14 protein-coding genes are annotated in these 15,069 nt (G+C 72.4%); 8 read left to right on the forward strand and 6 right to left on the reverse strand.

The window, feature by feature from the left end; translation table 11 throughout:
- Positions 1-106 precede the first annotated feature (106 nt).
- Together ligD (ABIB53_RS06180) and ligD (ABIB53_RS06185) are read right to left on the reverse strand one after the other, a co-directional pair.
- A complete protein-coding gene (ligD, locus tag ABIB53_RS06180) occupies positions 107-982 on the reverse strand; it encodes a non-homologous end-joining DNA ligase (protein ID WP_354587534.1) in 876 nt (291 codons plus the stop codon).
- The gene (gene ligD / locus ABIB53_RS06185; protein WP_354587535.1) at positions 975-1,901 is read right to left on the reverse strand and encodes a non-homologous end-joining DNA ligase; all 927 of its coding nucleotides are present in this window, start codon (positions 1,899-1,901) and stop codon (positions 975-977) included. Before ligD (ABIB53_RS06185) ends, ligD (ABIB53_RS06180) begins: the two co-directional genes overlap by 8 nt.
- A gap of 39 nt (positions 1,902-1,940) precedes the next feature.
- Here ligD (ABIB53_RS06185) and ABIB53_RS06190 point away from each other — a divergent pair, with 39 nt between their 5' ends.
- Positions 1,941-2,930 carry a TAXI family TRAP transporter solute-binding subunit gene (locus ABIB53_RS06190; RefSeq protein WP_354587536.1) on the forward strand — a complete coding sequence of 330 codons (990 nt, stop codon included), beginning with the start codon at positions 1,941-1,943 and terminating at the stop codon, positions 2,928-2,930.
- Here ABIB53_RS06190 and ABIB53_RS06195 read toward each other — a convergent pair.
- Both ABIB53_RS06195 and ABIB53_RS06200 read right to left on the reverse strand, forming a co-directional pair.
- Positions 2,927-4,282 carry a sensor histidine kinase gene (locus ABIB53_RS06195; RefSeq protein WP_354587537.1) on the reverse strand — a complete coding sequence of 452 codons (1,356 nt, stop codon included), beginning with the start codon at positions 4,280-4,282 and terminating at the stop codon, positions 2,927-2,929. The genes ABIB53_RS06190 and ABIB53_RS06195 overlap by 4 nt on opposite strands.
- Positions 4,283-4,285: 3 nt before the next feature.
- A complete protein-coding gene (locus ABIB53_RS06200; RefSeq protein ID WP_123091296.1) occupies positions 4,286-4,945 on the reverse strand; it encodes a response regulator transcription factor in 660 nt (219 codons plus the stop codon).
- Between the two features lie 128 nt (positions 4,946-5,073).
- Here ABIB53_RS06200 and ABIB53_RS06205 point away from each other — a divergent pair, with 128 nt between their 5' ends.
- Genes ABIB53_RS06205 through ABIB53_RS06220 form a run of 4 tightly spaced genes read left to right on the forward strand, consistent with a single transcriptional unit; the run spans position 5,074 to position 10,627 of the window.
- Entirely contained in the window at positions 5,074-7,260 is a 2,187-nt protein-coding gene (locus tag ABIB53_RS06205) for a TRAP transporter permease (RefSeq protein ID WP_354587538.1), read from the forward strand.
- A gap of 52 nt (positions 7,261-7,312) precedes the next feature.
- The gene (locus ABIB53_RS06210) at positions 7,313-8,296 is read left to right on the forward strand and encodes a TAXI family TRAP transporter solute-binding subunit (RefSeq protein ID WP_354587539.1); all 984 of its coding nucleotides are present in this window, start codon (positions 7,313-7,315) and stop codon (positions 8,294-8,296) included.
- A 31-nt stretch (positions 8,297-8,327) separates the two neighbouring features.
- Positions 8,328-9,503, forward strand: coding sequence for an acyl-CoA dehydrogenase family protein (locus ABIB53_RS06215; protein ID WP_123091294.1), 1,176 nt, complete (start codon positions 8,328-8,330; stop codon positions 9,501-9,503).
- Complete coding sequence (locus ABIB53_RS06220; protein ID WP_229300558.1) at positions 9,500-10,627, forward strand: CaiB/BaiF CoA transferase family protein; 1,128 nt, start codon at positions 9,500-9,502, stop codon at positions 10,625-10,627. Before ABIB53_RS06215 ends, ABIB53_RS06220 begins: the two co-directional genes overlap by 4 nt.
- A 77-nt stretch (positions 10,628-10,704) precedes the next feature.
- Here the strand turns inward: ABIB53_RS06220 and ABIB53_RS06225 are convergent, their stop codons facing one another.
- Complete coding sequence (locus ABIB53_RS06225; RefSeq protein WP_354587541.1) at positions 10,705-11,592, reverse strand: hypothetical protein; 888 nt, start codon at positions 11,590-11,592, stop codon at positions 10,705-10,707.
- A 141-nt stretch (positions 11,593-11,733) separates the two neighbouring features.
- On the opposite strand from ABIB53_RS06225, the gene ku reads away from it, so the two are divergent.
- Positions 11,734-12,723: a non-homologous end joining protein Ku gene (ku, locus tag ABIB53_RS06230; protein ID WP_354587542.1), complete on the forward strand. Its 990-nt coding sequence runs from the start codon at positions 11,734-11,736 to the stop codon at positions 12,721-12,723.
- Position 12,724: 1 nt separating this feature from the next.
- On the forward strand, positions 12,725-13,564 hold the full coding sequence (locus ABIB53_RS06235) for an Fpg/Nei family DNA glycosylase (protein WP_354587543.1): 840 nt from the start codon (positions 12,725-12,727) through the stop codon (positions 13,562-13,564).
- A 6-nt stretch (positions 13,565-13,570) separates the two neighbouring features.
- Here the strand turns inward: ABIB53_RS06235 and ABIB53_RS06240 are convergent, their stop codons facing one another.
- Positions 13,571-14,158 carry a flavin reductase family protein gene (locus ABIB53_RS06240; protein WP_354587544.1) on the reverse strand — a complete coding sequence of 196 codons (588 nt, stop codon included), beginning with the start codon at positions 14,156-14,158 and terminating at the stop codon, positions 13,571-13,573.
- Between the two features lie 70 nt (positions 14,159-14,228).
- Here ABIB53_RS06240 and ABIB53_RS06245 point away from each other — a divergent pair, with 70 nt between their 5' ends.
- A complete protein-coding gene (locus ABIB53_RS06245; protein WP_354587545.1) occupies positions 14,229-14,915 on the forward strand; it encodes a DUF4328 domain-containing protein in 687 nt (228 codons plus the stop codon).
- Positions 14,916-15,069: the final 154 nt, after the last annotated feature.

Below are 15,069 nucleotides of genomic sequence, written 5' to 3' on the forward strand. Positions count from 1 at the left end.
GCCCTTGCTGGTCGAGGTGCGAAGGCCCCCAGGGCCTGAGCCTCGAGACCATCTGCCGACGTCGTGGTCTCGAGGCTCCTGCGTCGCACCTCGACCACCGAGCGGCTCAGCCCAGCAGGTCCTCGAGGAGGTCGCCGTCGCGGTCGAGGCGCTCGAGCACCTCGTAGGTCTCGAGCTGGCGCAGCGCCTCGGGGTCCTCGGCGCCCTCCTCGACCTCGTCCCACGTCCGGGGGGCGGCGACCCACGGGTCGTCGCGGCCACGCATCGAGTAGGGGCTGATCGTCGTCTTCGCGGCGACGTTCTGGCTCCAGTCGAGGAAGACCTTGCCCGGGCGCAGCGTCTTCGTCATCCGCCACAGCAGCAGGTCCGGGTGCTCGCCGGTCAGCTCTTGCGCGAGCTGCTGGGCGAGGTCGCGCACCTGCGCCGAGCTGAGGTCGCCGCCGAGCCCGGCGTACAGCTGCATCCCCTTGCTCCCGGAGGTGACCGGGTAGAGCTCCATCCCCAGGCGCTCCAGCCGCTCCCGGACGACGAGCGCCGCGCGCGCGCACTCGTGCAGCCCGGCGGGCGGGCCCGGGTCGAGGTCGATGACGAGCCTGTTCGGGTGCTGCGGCTCGCCGTCGACGACGGTCCACTGCGGCACGTGGAGCTCGAGCGCGTTGAGGTTGACGAGGTAGGTGAGGGTCGCCTGGTCGGGCACGAGGGGGTACGTGACGTCGTCGACCTGCACCCGCGGCAGCCAGCTGGGCGCACCAGAGGGCACGTTCTTCTCGAAGAAGGACGCGTCTGCGGTGCCGTGCGGCCAGCGCACGCGGGTCACCGGCCGGTCGGCGAGGTGCGGCAGGAGGACCGGGGCGACCTGCGCGTAGTAGGCGAGGACCTCCCCCTTCGTCGTCTCGGTCGCCGGGTACATGACCTTGTCGAGCGAGGTGAGCCGCAGGGTGCGGCCCTCGACCTCGACGCGGGTCACCTGCGGGTCAGGCATCGAGGTCCTCCGGGTCGAGGTCGGGTCGCACGCGCTGGAAGGCGGGCTGGCGCATCCGGCCGCCGTCGGTGTGGCCGAGAGAGGCGACGTCGACGACGACCCGCGGGGTCACCCAACGTGCCCCGCGGGCGTCGAGCCGCGGCAGCTCCTCGGCGAAGGGGGACCCGGTCGCGGCGAGCGGGTCGAGCAGCTCGCGCAGCCGGTCGCCCGCCCGTCCGCCGAGCCCGGACCCGACCCGCCCCGCGAAGTGCAGGCCCTCCGGCCCGGGCACCCCGACGAGGACCGCGCCGAGACGGTCGGCGCCCGACATCTCCGGCCGCCACCCGCCGACGACGACCGAGGTCGTGCGCCGGTGCGGCATCTTCTGCCAGTCCGAGGAGCGGCGGGCGGCGACGTACGGCGCGTCCCGCCGCTTGCTGACGATGCCCTCGAGCCCTTGCTCCGCCGTCGCGGCGAGCAGCTGCTCCCCGTCGTCGAAGACCGGGGGGACCTGCCACCGGGCGGTGTCGATGTCGAGCTGCTCGAGCAGCGCGCGGCGCGCGCTCCAGGGCTGGGCGGTGATGTCCTGACCGAGCACGCGCAGCAGGTCGAAGGCCATGAAGGTCACGGGGGCGGCGGCGGCGAGCTGCTCGGCCCGGCGGGCGGAGGTCACGTGCATCCGGTCGGCGAGCGCGGCGAAGGAGGGGACGCCGTCACGCAGCGCGACGACCTCGCCGTCGAGGAGCAGGTCGTCGTAGAGGTCGGCCAGCCCGGCGAGCTCGGGATAGGCGGTCGTCACGTCGCGCTCGGTCCGCGAGCGCAGGGTGAGGTGCCCGTCGTGGACCTCGGCGAGCACCCGCATGCCGTCCCACTTCACCTCGTGCACCCACGCCTCACCCCGGGGCACGTGGTCGGCGGTGACGGCGAGCATCGGACGCATGTCGTCATCGTGCCGCACGGCCGGTGAGATGCTGGCGCCATGGTGCGTGCGGGTGCGGGCGAGACGTCGGGGCTCCCGGCCCGTCGCGCGGTGCTCGCCGGTCTCGGGGGAGTGCTCCTGCCCGGGACCGCCGGGTGCCTCGGGCCGTCGTGGCAGGAGGTCGCGGCCACGAGCGTCACCATCGCGACCGGCAACCGCCGTGGGGTCTTCGACCTGTACGGCGAGGCCCTCGCCGAGGTGCTCCACCGCCGCCTGCCCAGCGTGTCGGTGCGCACCCTGCGCACGGACGCCTCGGTGACCAACCTGCGCGAGGTGCACCGCGGACGGGCCGACCTCGGCTTCTCGCTCGGCGACGTCGCGGCCGACGCGCTCGCCGGACGCGGCAGCACCGACGAGCCGCTCGACCTCGCCGCCCTCGCCCGGACCTACGACAGCTTCGTGCACCTCGTCGTGCGCGCGGGCTCCTCGATCAGCGAGCTGCGCGACCTGCGCGGCCGCCGGGTGAGCATCGGGGCACCGGGGTCGGGCACCCGCGTCGTCGCGTGGCGGCTCATGTCGTCGGTCGGGCTGCGCGAGGACGACCTCGACCCCGTCGAGGAGAGCTTGCAGCCCTCGGCCGACGCGCTCGCCCAGGGCGAGCTCGACGCCTTCTTCTTCGTGAGCGGCCTGCCGAACACCGCGGTCGTCGAGCTCGCCGAGCGCCGCGACATCCGCCTCGTCGACCTCGGAGACCTCGTCCGCCCGCTGTCGCGGCGCTACGGCGCGGAGTTCACCCCGGGCGGGGTGCCCGCCTCCACGTACGACGTGCCCGCCGTCGAGACGGTGAGCGTCAAGAACTACCTCGTCGTGCGGCCCGGTCTCGACGAGGCGCTCGCATACGCCATCACCCGCGTCGTGTTCGAGGACCAGGCCGCGATCGACCGCATCGCACCGGGGGTCCCCCAGCCGAACGTCGGCGCCGCGATCTTCACCTCGCCCCTGCCCCTGCACCCCGGTGCGGCCCGCTACTTCCGCGAGCAGCGTGCCTAGCCGGCAGCCCGCAGGAGCAGCACGACCGAGAGACCGCCGCTCTCGGGCGCGGTGACGTGCATCCGGCCGCCGACGTCGGCCAGCCGCGCCTGGACGATCGCCAGACCCAGACCGGTGCCCGCGACGTTCTGGTGGGTGCGCCCGCGGAAGAAGCGGGCCCCCACCTTCGGCACGTCCTCCGGATGCAGCCCGGCGCCGTGGTCGCGCACGTTGACGCGCACCCATCGGCCCTCCGGGTCGCTCACCTCGTCGACGGCGACGCGCACGAGAGAGGCGGGGGCGAACTTCGCCGCGTTGTCCAGGAGCGCGTCGAGGGCCACGTCGAGGACCTCGGGCGTCGCGAGCGCGAGGGCCTGCGCGGGCACGTCGACGTCGAAGGGGTCGAAGACCGGCGCCCACATCTCGCACCGCCCGCGGACGACCTGGGCCACGTCGAGCGGCGTCGGGGTGACGGGGACCGCGCCGACCTGGCTGAGGTGCAGCAAGGACTCGACCGTGGCGCTCAGCCGGTCAGCCTCCTCCAGGACGAGCCCGACGGAGCCCGGCTCGGCGCCCTCGTCGGCCAGACCCTCCGCGCGCAGCCGCAGCGCGGTGAGCGGGTTGCCGAGCTGGTGGGCGGCGTCGGCGACGAGCTCGCGCTGCTGGCGCTGCGAGGCCTCGACGCTGTCGACCATGACGTTGAAGGAGCGCGCGAGATGGCGCAGCTCGGGCGGACCGTCCTCGGTGGCCCGCGAGGTGAGGTCTCCGTCGGAGAGGCGCACGGCGGCCTCGTCGAGCCGCCGCACCGGCCGCAGGACCCAGCCGACGAAGGGGATGACGACCCCGTAGCTCGTGACGAGCAGGGTGACCAGGCCGAGGACGGCCAGCCACGTCATGCCGCGCGAGAGGTCCTCGTGCACGCCCTGCGTCGGTGCCGACAGGACGACCGCGCCGAGGACCTGCGAGTCGCGGCCGACGGGGGAGCCGATGACGATGGAGTCCTCCCGCCAGGGCCAGGCGGTCGGCGGGGGCTGCGCCCCGGCGCCGTCGAGCGCCTCGGCGGTCGCGGCCCGCACCCGGGGGTCGTCGCCACCGGGCCCGGCCTGGGCGACGACCTCGCGGTTGGCGTTGACGACGACGACCGAGCCGCCGTAGACCTCGGTGTAGCGCTGCAGGTCGGCCGACAGCCCGGTGAAGGTGTCCTCCTCGAGCGCGTCCTCGGCGACGACGGCGAAACGGGTCGTGTCACCCAGCCGCTCGGCGAAGAGGTCCTGGGTGCGCTCGGCGGCATGGGTGACGACGAGCGGGGTCATGAGCGCCACGAGCATCGCGCCGACGAGCACGAGCGAGACGATGAGCATGCGTCGCCGCACGGCTCACCCCTTCGCCGCGATGCGGTACCCGACGCCGCGGACCGTCTCGATCATCGCCGGGCAGCCCAGCTTGGAGCGAAGGGCGGAGACGTGGACGTCGAGGGTGCGGGACGCACCCACCCACGCGGTCTCCCAGATCGAGGACATGAGGGCCTCGCGGGTGACGGCCGCGCCCTCGGCCTGGACGAGCATCCGCAGCAGGTCGAACTCCTTGCGGGTGAGGCGGATCTCCTCCTCGCCGACCCACACCTGCCGCGAGCCGTGGTCGAGGCGGATCTCGCCGACCTGCTCGACGGGGTCGGGGAGGTGGACGAGCGAGCGCCGCATGACGGCGTCGATGCGAGCCATGAGCTCGGCGAGGCGGTAGGGCTTGGTGACGTAGTCGTCGACCCCGGCGCGCAGCGCGTTGACCACCGTGGCCTCGTCGCGTCGGGCCGTCACCGCGATGATCGGGATGTCGGTGGTCTCGCGCAGGTGACGGCACAGGACGAGCCCGTCCTGGTCGGGCAGGCCCATGTCGAGCAGGACGAGGTCCGCCTCGCCCACGGCCTCGAGGGCGCGAGCGGCGGTGGGCGCGCGACGCACGTCGAGGTTGGCCCGGCGCAGGGCGGGGGTGAGGGCCGCGACCACCCGGTCGTCGTCCTCGACGAGCAGGACCCTCATGGCGCCTCCTCGCGCTCCCCGCACCCCCCGGTCGGGCGTGCCCAGCCCCGGGTGACGAAGGTCAGATCTGTGTGAAGTCTCGCGGCCGGCGAGATGACCCGACCTGGCTCGCTCCTACGGTACCGGGCATGACAACGTCGTCTACCACGAGTCGGGATCCCGAGCCGGGCACCCCCGACGTCGATGCACTCACCGCCGAGTACGACGAGGAGAAGCCCTCCCGGACCCTGTCCCGGGGGCTCGAGCGCCTCGTCGTCCTGTGGTGCTTCGGCGTCGCGATCTTCGTCATCCGTCAGGTCTTCGCACCGCTCGAGCTGGGCAGCCAGTACTACCTCGTGTGGTTCCTCGGGCTGACCCTGCCGCTGGTCTTCCTCACCTACCGCATGCGCGGACGGGCCGAGGGCAGCGACGTCGACCCCGGAGCGGCACGCACGTCAGGGGCCACGGACCGCTCCGACAACCCGGGCGTCGTCGACTGGGTCCTCGCCGCGGTCGCGCTCCTCGTCGCCCTCTACCCGGTGCTGCCCATCCCGCTGTCGGAGATCGGCTTCGGCGGGTACAAGGGCTTCCTCGACCGCCAGGGCTCGCTCGTCACGCTCGACGTGGTCGCCGGCGCCCTGCTGATGCTCCTCGTGCTCGAGGCCACCCGCCGCACGACCGGCCTCGTCCTGCCCGCGGTCTGCGTCGCCTTCTTCGCCTACGCGTACTACGGCGGCTTCCTGCCCGTCGACTGGCGGATCAGCCACCTCGGCCTCGACCTCTCCCAGATCGTCAACGCGCTCTACAACGAGGCGTCAGGCTTCTTCGGGGTGCCGCTCGACGTTGCCGCCACCTACATCGTGCTCTTCACGATCTACGGCGCGGTCATCGACAAGATGGGCGCCGGACGCTTCTTCGTCGAGTTCAGCTTCTCGCTCTTCCGCCGCTCCGGCTCGGCCCCCGGCCGCACCGTCGCGACCTCCGGCTTCCTGCTCGGCACGGTCTCCGGGTCGGGCACGGCGACCGCCGTGACTCTGGGCTCCTTCGCCTGGCCGATCCTCAAGCGGGCGGGCTACCCCCGTGAGGCCGCCGGTGGCATGCTCGCCGCCTCCGGCATCGGCGCGATCCTCTCGCCGCCGACGATGGGCGCCGCGGCCTTCATCATCGCCGAGTACCTCAGCGTCCCCTACGTCGAGGTCCTCATCTGGGCGATCGTCCCGACCCTGCTGTACTACCTCGGCATCTTCCTCGCCGTCGAGATCGACGCCCGACGCTTCGGCGCCCGGCGGGTCGAGCTGGCCATCGGCAACCCCCTTCGCCTCCTCGCCCGCTCCGGCTACCACTTCATCAGCCTCGGCGTCATCGTCTTCTTCCTCGCCATCGACGTCCCGCCCTTCAAGGCGGTCGTCTACGCGACCGGCGTCGCCGCCCTCTTCGGGCTCGCCGAGGCCGTCCTGTCCCGTCGTCGCGTCGTCACCGGCTTCGACGACTACGACGCGGAGCTCGAGCGCATGCCGCTCGGCGTCTCGCTGCGCGACTACGCCACCCGCCTCTTCATGGCCCTCAGCTCGGGCATCCGCTCGGCGCTGCCGGTCATCGCGGTCTGCGCCGCGGCGGGCGTCATCACCTCGGTCATCGCCAAGACGGGTCTCGGCCAGATCCTCTCGGAGCTGCTCGTCGCGGCTGCGGACGCGCTGTCCTTCAACCAGGCCTCGCTCATCGTCCTGTCGGCGCTCTTCTCGGCCGTCGCGATCCTCGTGCTGGGTCTCGCGGTGCCGGTCACCGCGTCCTTCATCCTCAGCTGGGTGATCATCGGGCCGGCGCTCATCACGCTCGGCGTGGAGGCCCCCCAGGTCGCGATGTTCATCTTCTACTACGCGGTCCTGTCGGAGGTGTCGCCGCCGACAGCCCTGGCGGCCGTCGCGTCGGCGGCCATCACCGGAGGACGGGTCATCCCCACGATGATGCAGGCCTGCAAGTACACGCTGCCGGCCTTCCTCGCCCCGATGGCCTTCGTCGTCACCGACAACGGCGCGCTGCTCATCGCCGAGGGAGACCTCCTCGACATCGCCTGGGCCTTCGTCGTCGCCGGGTGCGCGGTCGCGGCACTCGCGATCGCCACGACGGGCTGGGTGCTCGGGCCGACGACGAAGCTCGAGCGGGCCCTGTGCGTGCCGGCGGCCCTGCTGCTGCTCTACCTCGTGCCGCTCTCCATCGCCATCGGCTTCGCGCTGCTCGCGCTGGCCCTGCTCATCCACGTCGTGCGGATCCGATCCGGCAGGGGCCGACCGGCCCCGACCGGCGACCGCGCCGACGAGCCGGCTCCGGCCACCTGAGACCTCCCGACACCCGATCACCGTCGATCACCCAACAGAGAGAAGTCCTGACATGCGCATCACCACCATCACCGGCGCCGCCGCCGTCGCCGCCCTGCTGCTCAGCTCGTGCGGAGGCCAGCAGGACCGCAGCGCCTCCAACGGCGCGGACGAGTCGAGCTGCGACGCGGGCCAGGGCCGTCTGAACATCGCCACCGGCAACTCCACCGGCGTCTACTACGTCGTCGGCGGCGGGCTGGCCAAGCTCGTCAACGACGAGACCGAGCTGCGGGCCACCTCAGCCGAGACCGGCGCCTCCGTGCAGAACATCGAGCAGGTCGTCGCCGGCGACTACGACATCGGCTTCTCGCTCGCCGACTCCGCCGCCGACGCCGTCGACGGCAAGGGCGACTTCAAGGAGAAGCAGAGCATCCGCACCCTCGGTCGGATCTACTCCAACTACACCCACGTCGTGGTCAGCGAGTCCTCGGGCATCGACTCCGTCGAGGACTTCAAGGGCAAGCGCATCTCGACCGGCTCGCCCAAGTCGGGCACCGAGGTCATCGCCAACCGCCTCATCGAGACCGCCGGTCTCGACCTCGGCGACGTCAAGCGCCAGCGCCTCGACCTCACGAAGACCGTCGACGGCATGAAGGACGGCTCGATCGACGGCCTCGTGTGGTCCGGCGGTCTGCCGACCCCCGCCGTCACCGACCTCTTCACCTCGATGGGTGACAAGGTGAAGTTCATCGACGTGACCGACCAGCTCAAGGACATGCAGGCCGTCAACGAGGTCTACGAGGAGGCGACGATCCCCGCCGCCACCTACGAGCTCGACGAGGACGTCCCGACGATCGCCGTGCCGAACGTGCTCGTCGTGCGCGAGGACATGCCCGCCAACATGGCGTGCGCGCTCACCTCGCTCATGGTCGACAAGAAGGACGAGCTCGTGAAGGTCCACCCGGCCGCGAAGGAGATCGACGCGAAGACGATGAGCGAGACCGGCCCGATCCCGCTGCACGACGGCTCGGAGCGCGCGCTCGAGGACAAGAGCTGACCCCCGTGACCCAGACGAAGGAGCACCACCAGTGAGCACCCGCGCCCAGACCCCCCTCGGGCTCTTCGGGACCGACCACCTCATCGGCGAGGAGGAGCGCGACATCCGTGACACGGTGCGCCGCTTCGTCGACGACCGGATCCGCCCGGAGGTCGCGGGCTGGTTCGAGTCGGGGCAGATCCCCGCCCGTGACCTCGCCCGCGAGCTGGGCTCGCTCGGGGTGCTCGGCATGCACCTCGAGGGCTACGGCTGCGCCGGCACGAGCGCGACCGCGTACGGCCTCGCGTGCATGGAGCTCGAGGCGGGGGACTCGGGCCTGCGCTCCCTCGTCTCCGTGCAGGGCTCGCTGGCGATGTACGCCATCTGGAAGCACGGGTCGGAGGAGCAGAAGCAGGAGTGGCTGCCGAGGATGGCCTCCGGCGAGGCCATCGGCTGCTTCGGCCTCACCGAGCCCGACTTCGGGTCCGACCCCGGCGGCATGCGCACGAGGGCCGTGCGCGACGGGGACGACTGGGTCCTCGACGGCGCGAAGATGTGGATCACCAACGGGTCCATCGCCGACGTTGCCGTCGTGTGGGCGCAGGCCGAGGGCACGATCCGCGGCTTCGTCGTGCCGACCGACACCCCGGGCTTCAGCGCGCCGGAGATCAAGCGCAAGGTCTCGCTGCGGGCGAGCGTCACCTCCGAGCTCGTGCTCGACGGGGTCCGGCTGCCCGCCGACGCCGTGCTGCCGGAGGTGACCGGGCTGTCGGGACCGCTGTCCTGCCTCAACGAGGCCCGCTTCGGCATCGTCTTCGGCTCGCTGGGCGCCGCGCGCGACTGCCTCGAGTCGGCCCTCGCGTACAGCGCGGACCGGTCGATCTTCGACCGCCCGCTCTCGGCCTACCAGCTGACCCAGGCCAAGCTCGCCGACATGACCCTCGAGCTCGGCAAGGGCATGCTCCTCGCCCTGCACCTCGGCCGGCTCAAGGACGAGGGCCAGCTGCGCCACGAGCAGGTCTCGCTCGGCAAGCTCAACAACGTGCGCGAGGCGATCGCCATCGCCCGCGAGGCGCGCACGATCCTCGGCGCGGCCGGCATCACCCTCGAGCACCCGGTGATGCGGCACGCGAACAACCTCGAGTCGGTCCTCACCTACGAGGGCACGAGCGAGGTGCACCAGCTGATCATCGGCCGGGCGCTCACCGGCGAGGCAGCCTTCCGGTGACCGATGAGCTCGTCCCCGGGGCCCTCGCGGGGGTCCGCGTCGCCGACTTCGGCCGGGTGCTCGCCGCGCCGTACGCGACGATGCTCCTCGCCGACCTCGGGGCCGAGGTCGTCAAGGTCGAGCGCCCCGGGGTGGGCGACGAGACCCGCTCGTGGGGCCCGCCGTGGTCCGACGAGGGGGAGTCGACGTACTTCCTCTCGGTCAACCGCAACAAGGAGTCACGGGCGGTCGACCTCGGCAGCCCCCAGGGCCGGGAGGAGGCGCTGGCGCTCGTCGCGAGCTGCGACGTCGTCGTCGACAACTTCCGCGCCGGCACGATGGACCGCCTGGGTCTGGGGCCCGACGAGCTGCTCGCACGCCACCCCGGTCTCGTCGTGTGCTCCGTCACCGGCTTCGGCTCCGGCGAGGGTGCGCACCTGCCCGGGTACGACCTCGTCGTGCAGGCGGTCGGCGGGCTCATGTCGGTCACCGGGTCGCCCGAGTCGGGCCCGACGAAGGTGGGTGTCGCGCTCGTCGACGTCATCACCGGGCTGCACGCGGTGACCGGCATCCTCGCAGCGCTGCGGCACCGTGACCGCACGGGTGAGGGCCAGCGGGTCGAGGTCAACCTGCTGTCCTCGCTGCTCTCGGCGATGGTCAACCAGTCCTCTGCGCACGCGGTCACCGGCCAGGTGCCGCAGGCGATGGGCAACGTCCACCCGAGCATCGCGCCGTACGAGGTCCTGCGGACCGCGGACCGCCCGCTCGCCGTCGCCGCGGCGAACGACAAGCTCTTCGGGCTGCTGGCGAAGGGGGTGGGCCGGCCCGCTCTCGCGCAGGACGAGCGCTTCGCCCGCAACAGCGACCGCGTCGCCCACCGTCAGGTGCTCGTGGCCGAGCTCGAGGACGTGCTGCGCGAGCAGCCCGCGGACCACTGGTTCGAGGTGCTCTCGCAGCTCGGCGTGCCGTGCGGCCCGATCAACGACCTCGGGCAGGCCTTCGCGCTCGCCGACCGGCTCGGGCTGGCCCCGGTCCACGAGGTCGCCGAGCCCGGTCGGGCGCCGGTGCCCACCGTGGCCCACCCGATCACGCTGTCGCGGACCCCGGCGACCTACCGGACCCCGCCGCCGCGCCTGCCGAGCTGACGCAGCACGGGTCGAGGTGATCCACGCCGACGAGGTCGCCGCGGATCACCTCGACCCGTTCGTGCCGGCTGGTCGCGTCAGTTGCTGTAGGTCGGCAGGTCGGCGATCTGCGTGCTCGCGAGACGACCGCTCGGCTGGTAGGCGTCCTTGAGGAAGCCGTCGCGGTCGTAGTAGGCGTAGATCTTGCCCGCAGCCGAGACGCCGAGCATGGCCTCACCCGTACCGCCGCAGTTGCCGGTCGAGACCGCCTTGAAGCCGGCGAAGCCGGAGGGGCGCATCACCGTGCGGGTCGCGGTGTCCTTGGCGAAGGAGGTCTTGACCCGCTCGAGGCTGCCGCTGGAGGTGGAGGCGACGAGGGTGTCGCCGTAGCTCGACCACGCCGACAGGGCGATCGTCTGCACGTCGCCGAAGGCCGTGGAGAGAGTCACGCCGTCGACGAGCGAGCCGGTGCTCGAGACGTCGTAGCGGCGCAGCTTGTCGCCGATGACGGCGTAGACGACCCCCGAGCCTGCGGAGAGCGCCCGAGCCCTGGTCCAGCCGCTCTGCACGGTGCGACGGGTCGTGCGCATGACGTTGCCGTCGGACCAGTCGCGCACGACGTGCTGCACGGTGCCGCCGGGGCTCACGGAGTAGCCGTCGTGCCGGATGCCCGTGCGAGTCTCCACGGTGGTGCGCACGACCTGCGCGATCGGCACGTAGCTGAGCTTGCCGGTCTCCTTCGTGGGGTAGGCGAAGGTGACGCGGCTGCCGCTCAGACCCATCTCCGAGTACGTCCGGTCCTCCTGCAGGTAGGACGCGACGGCCCAGCAGCTCGAGGGGATCCCGGCGATCGAGGCCGACGCAGAGCCCCCAGCCACGCGGGGTGCACCGGGGACGACAGGGGCCGCGGTCGCGCTGCCCGCGGTGGCGAGAGCGGCGGCGGCGGCGAGCAGGCCGGCGGCGGCGCTGCGGAGGTGACGGGGCATGGGGCGTCCGTTTCGTGTGGAGGGGAGGGCCGACGAGGGCTCGCCGGATGCTAGGCGGACGACGGGGCGCGTGGCTCCCCCTTCGCCATCGCGGTGACGCGATCGTGACCTCGAGGCGGCCCGGGAGGGCATGCTGGACCCATGCGAGCGATCTGGAAGGGTGCGGTCTCCTTCGGGCTGGTCAACGTCCCCGTGCGGCTGTACTCCGCGACCGAGAACCACGACGTGCAGTTCCGTCAGGTGCACGTCGCCGACGGCGGGCGCATCCGCTACAAGCGCGTCTGCAGCATCGACGGCGACGAGGTCGCCTACGACGACATCGCGAAGGGGTACGAGACCGAGGACGGCGAGATGGTCGTCCTCACCGACGAGGACTTCGCCGACCTGCCGACGCGCAGCAGCAAGGAGATCAGCGTCGAGAAGTTCGTGCCGAGCGACCAGATCGACCCCATCTACTTCGACAAGACGTACTACCTCGAGCCCGACAAGTCCGCGGTCAAGCCCTACGTCCTGCTGCGCGACGCGCTCGAGGGCGAGGACCGCATGGCCGTCGCGACGGTCGCGATCCGCACCCGGATGACCCTCGCCGTGCTCCGCGTGCGCGAGGGCATGATCGTCATGCAGACGATGCTGTGGCCCGACGAGGTCCGCGACGCCGGCGCCTTCGGCGACCTCGGCGCGGACGAGAAGGCCACCGAGAAGGAGATGTCGATGGCGCAGGTCCTCATCGACCAGCTCGCCGACGACTTCGAGCCCGACGACTACGAGGACGACTACGCGCTCGCCGTCAAGGAGCTCGTCCGGGCCAAGGTCGAGGGCGGTGAGGTCAAGGCCGCCCCCGAGGAGGAGGACGAAGGGGGAGAGGTCGTCGACCTGCTCGCGGCGCTCGCGAAGTCGGTCGAGCGGGCCAAGACCCGCCGGGGCGAGTCCTCGGCCACGGGCTCCGACGGCGGGTCGAAGGACAGCAGCGAGTCGGGCGCGAAGGGCTCGGGCGCGAAGAAGACCACCGCGAAGAAGACGACCGCGAAGAAGAGTGCCGCGAAGAAGGCCCCGGCGAAGAAGACCGCGGCCAAGACCACCACGAGCAAGAGCACCGCGAAGAAGTCGGCCCCGAAGAAGAAGGCCGGCTGAGGTGCCCGAGGGTCACACCCTGGCGCGCATCGCCGGCGCGCTCGACGCCGCCTTCGCCGGCAGCGAGGTCCAGGTCAGCTCGCCGCAGGGCCGCTTCGCCGCGGGCGCCGAGCTGCTCGACGGGGGAGTGGTGCGCGAGGCCCGCTCGCACGGCAAGCAGCTCTTCGTCGAGGTCGAGCCCTCGGGGTCGCCCGAGCCGCGGGTGCTCCACGTGCACCTCGGTCTCATCGGCACCTTCACCATCGACGAGGTCGCCTTCGTCGGCGAGAAGCCGGTCGTGGGGCAGGTGCGCTGCCGCATCGAGGGCGAGGGCCACGTCGCCGACCTGCGCGGCCCGATGGTGTGCGCCGTCATCACGCCGGAGGAGGAGGCGGGCATCCGCGACCGGCTCGGGCCGGACCCCCTTCGCGAGGAGTCGGGCGAGCGCGGGTGGGAGCGGGTCACCCGCTCGCGCAAGGAGGTCGCCGCACTGCTCATGGACCAGTCCGTCGTCGCGGGGATCGGCAACGTCTACCGCTGCGAGGTCCTCTTCCGTCGCCGCGTCGACCCGGCGACGCCCGGTCGTGGTCTGGCCCGCGAGACGTGGGACGCGATCTGGGCGGACCTGCGCCGCCTCATGCCGCTCGGCGTCGTCACCGGGCGCATCGTCACCCGCGAGGACCAGGTCGAGGTCGTCGAGGAGGCGATGGCGAAGGGGGAGACCCCTCATCTCACCGAGCGCACCTCGTACGTCTACCGGCGCACCGGCGAGCCCTGCCGGGTGTGCGGCACACCGGTGAGCATGCGCGACCTCGCCGGTCGCAAGCTCTACTGGTGCACGGTCTGCCAGACCAGCACCTGAGCGGGCTCAGGCGCTGCCGGGACGCTCGAGCCGGATGACCTCGGGCGGCAGGCCCCACTCGTCGCGGCCCAGGCGCGACATCGGCCGCAGCGCCTCCATCGTCGGGCGCCCGTCCTCGAGGGCGTCGGTGCGCACGGTGACGGCGACGACGCTGCCGAGCACGAGATGGCTGTCGCCGAGCTTGATGCTCGAGTGCAGCCGGCACTCCACCGAGGCCGCGGACCCGGCGACGCGGGGCACGGGCACGAGGTCGCTCGGCTCGAGGGCGATGCCGAGCTCCTGCGCCTCGTCGGCCTCGGGGTCGAAGGGGGCGCTGCTCGCGTTCGCCAGGTCGCGCTGGTCCTCGCCGACGACGCTCACGACGAAGTGGCCGGTCGCGAGCACGTTGCGCAGCGTGTCCTTGCGCCCCACGGAGGTGAAGCTGATGACCGGCGGTCGCGCGCACGCGACGGAGAAGAAGGAGTGCGGTGCGAGGTTGCCGACCCCGTCCGCGCCCACGGTGCTGATCCACGCGATCGGGCGGGGCACGACGACCGAGGTGAGCAGGTCGTAGGCGTCGGTCGCCGGGTCGCTGACGTCGAAGACGGTGCGCATGGTCAGACGCTACGACGGGGCTGTGGAGGATCTCGCGCGGGATGCCCGCTCAGCCGCTAGGTTTCGCGCCATGTCGACCACGCCGCCGCTCGGGGTGCCGCTCGCGCGACCTCTGCCCGGCCACACGGTCCGCCCTCCGGGTCGGGTCCTCCTCGCCGCCGTGGTGTCGCTCGCGGTCCTGTGGACCGCTGCCCGGGTGGGCGCGGCCGTCGCCCGCCTCGTCTCGCTCCGCGCGATCGAGCGGTGGGTCGTCGACGGCGGGGGCGAGCCGATGGTGGCGGTGACGACGGTCGACAGCTGGGTGCCCGCTGCCGTCGAGGCGTGCCTGCTGGTCGCCCTGTGGGCGTGCACCTCGGCATGGCTCGCGCGCTCTCGACGCGTCTGCGACGCGATGGCGCCGACGACGCACGCGCTGTCCCGGCGATGGGCCTGGTGGGCATGGGTGACGCCCGTCGTCTGCTGGTGGTTCCCCTTCCGGTACGTCCGTGACGTGCTCCGGGCGGTCGGCGAGCGGCCGCGCCGGCTCCTCGCCTGGTGGTGGGCCGCCTGGCTCGTGGTCGTCGTCGTCGACACCGCGGGCCTGTGGCTCGTCGACGAGCAGCCCACCGTCGAGTCGCTGGTCCTCGCGGCCCGGCTCGACCTCGTCGCCGGCCTCGCGCTCGCCGTCGCTCTCGTGCCGTGGCTCGTCCTCGTGCGCCGGGTGGCCTCCGGGACCGGGCGTCTGGCGGCCGCCCGGCTCGCCGGTCCTGTCCGCTGACAGCGAACACGCGGACCCGCCGTCCCCCGGCGGAACAGGGGAGCACCCGGTGACGTTGTGCAGTGCAGATCGACTCGACCCCCTCCTGGGTGCGGACGCACCGGGGATCTGGGGCAGAGCCAGTTAGCATTTCAGGCAGCCAAGCCAGAAGGGG

The organism is Janibacter sp. UYMM211, assembly GCF_040547045.1.
In the GTDB taxonomy this organism is placed as follows: domain Bacteria; phylum Actinomycetota; class Actinomycetes; order Actinomycetales; family Dermatophilaceae; genus Marihabitans; species Marihabitans melonis.

Coding starts and splice junctions, on each gene's coding strand:
- ligD (WP_354587534.1), bottom strand. CDS start 982: ATGCCTGACCCGCAGGTGACCCGCGTCGAGGTCGAGGGCCGCACCCTG.
- ABIB53_RS06205 (WP_354587538.1), top strand. CDS start 5,074: ATGACAACGTCGTCTACCACGAGTCGGGATCCCGAGCCGGGCACCCCC.
- ku (WP_354587542.1), top strand. CDS start 11,734: ATGCGAGCGATCTGGAAGGGTGCGGTCTCCTTCGGGCTGGTCAACGTC.
- ABIB53_RS06210 (WP_354587539.1), top strand. CDS start 7,313: ATGCGCATCACCACCATCACCGGCGCCGCCGCCGTCGCCGCCCTGCTG.
- ABIB53_RS06245 (WP_354587545.1), top strand. CDS start 14,229: ATGTCGACCACGCCGCCGCTCGGGGTGCCGCTCGCGCGACCTCTGCCC.
- ligD (WP_354587535.1), bottom strand. CDS start 1,901: ATGCGTCCGATGCTCGCCGTCACCGCCGACCACGTGCCCCGGGGTGAG.
- ABIB53_RS06225 (WP_354587541.1), bottom strand. CDS start 11,592: ATGCCCCGTCACCTCCGCAGCGCCGCCGCCGGCCTGCTCGCCGCCGCC.
- ABIB53_RS06190 (WP_354587536.1), top strand. CDS start 1,941: ATGGTGCGTGCGGGTGCGGGCGAGACGTCGGGGCTCCCGGCCCGTCGC.
- ABIB53_RS06200 (WP_123091296.1), bottom strand. CDS start 4,945: ATGAGGGTCCTGCTCGTCGAGGACGACGACCGGGTGGTCGCGGCCCTC.
- ABIB53_RS06240 (WP_354587544.1), bottom strand. CDS start 14,158: ATGCGCACCGTCTTCGACGTCAGCGACCCGGCGACCGACGCCTACGAC.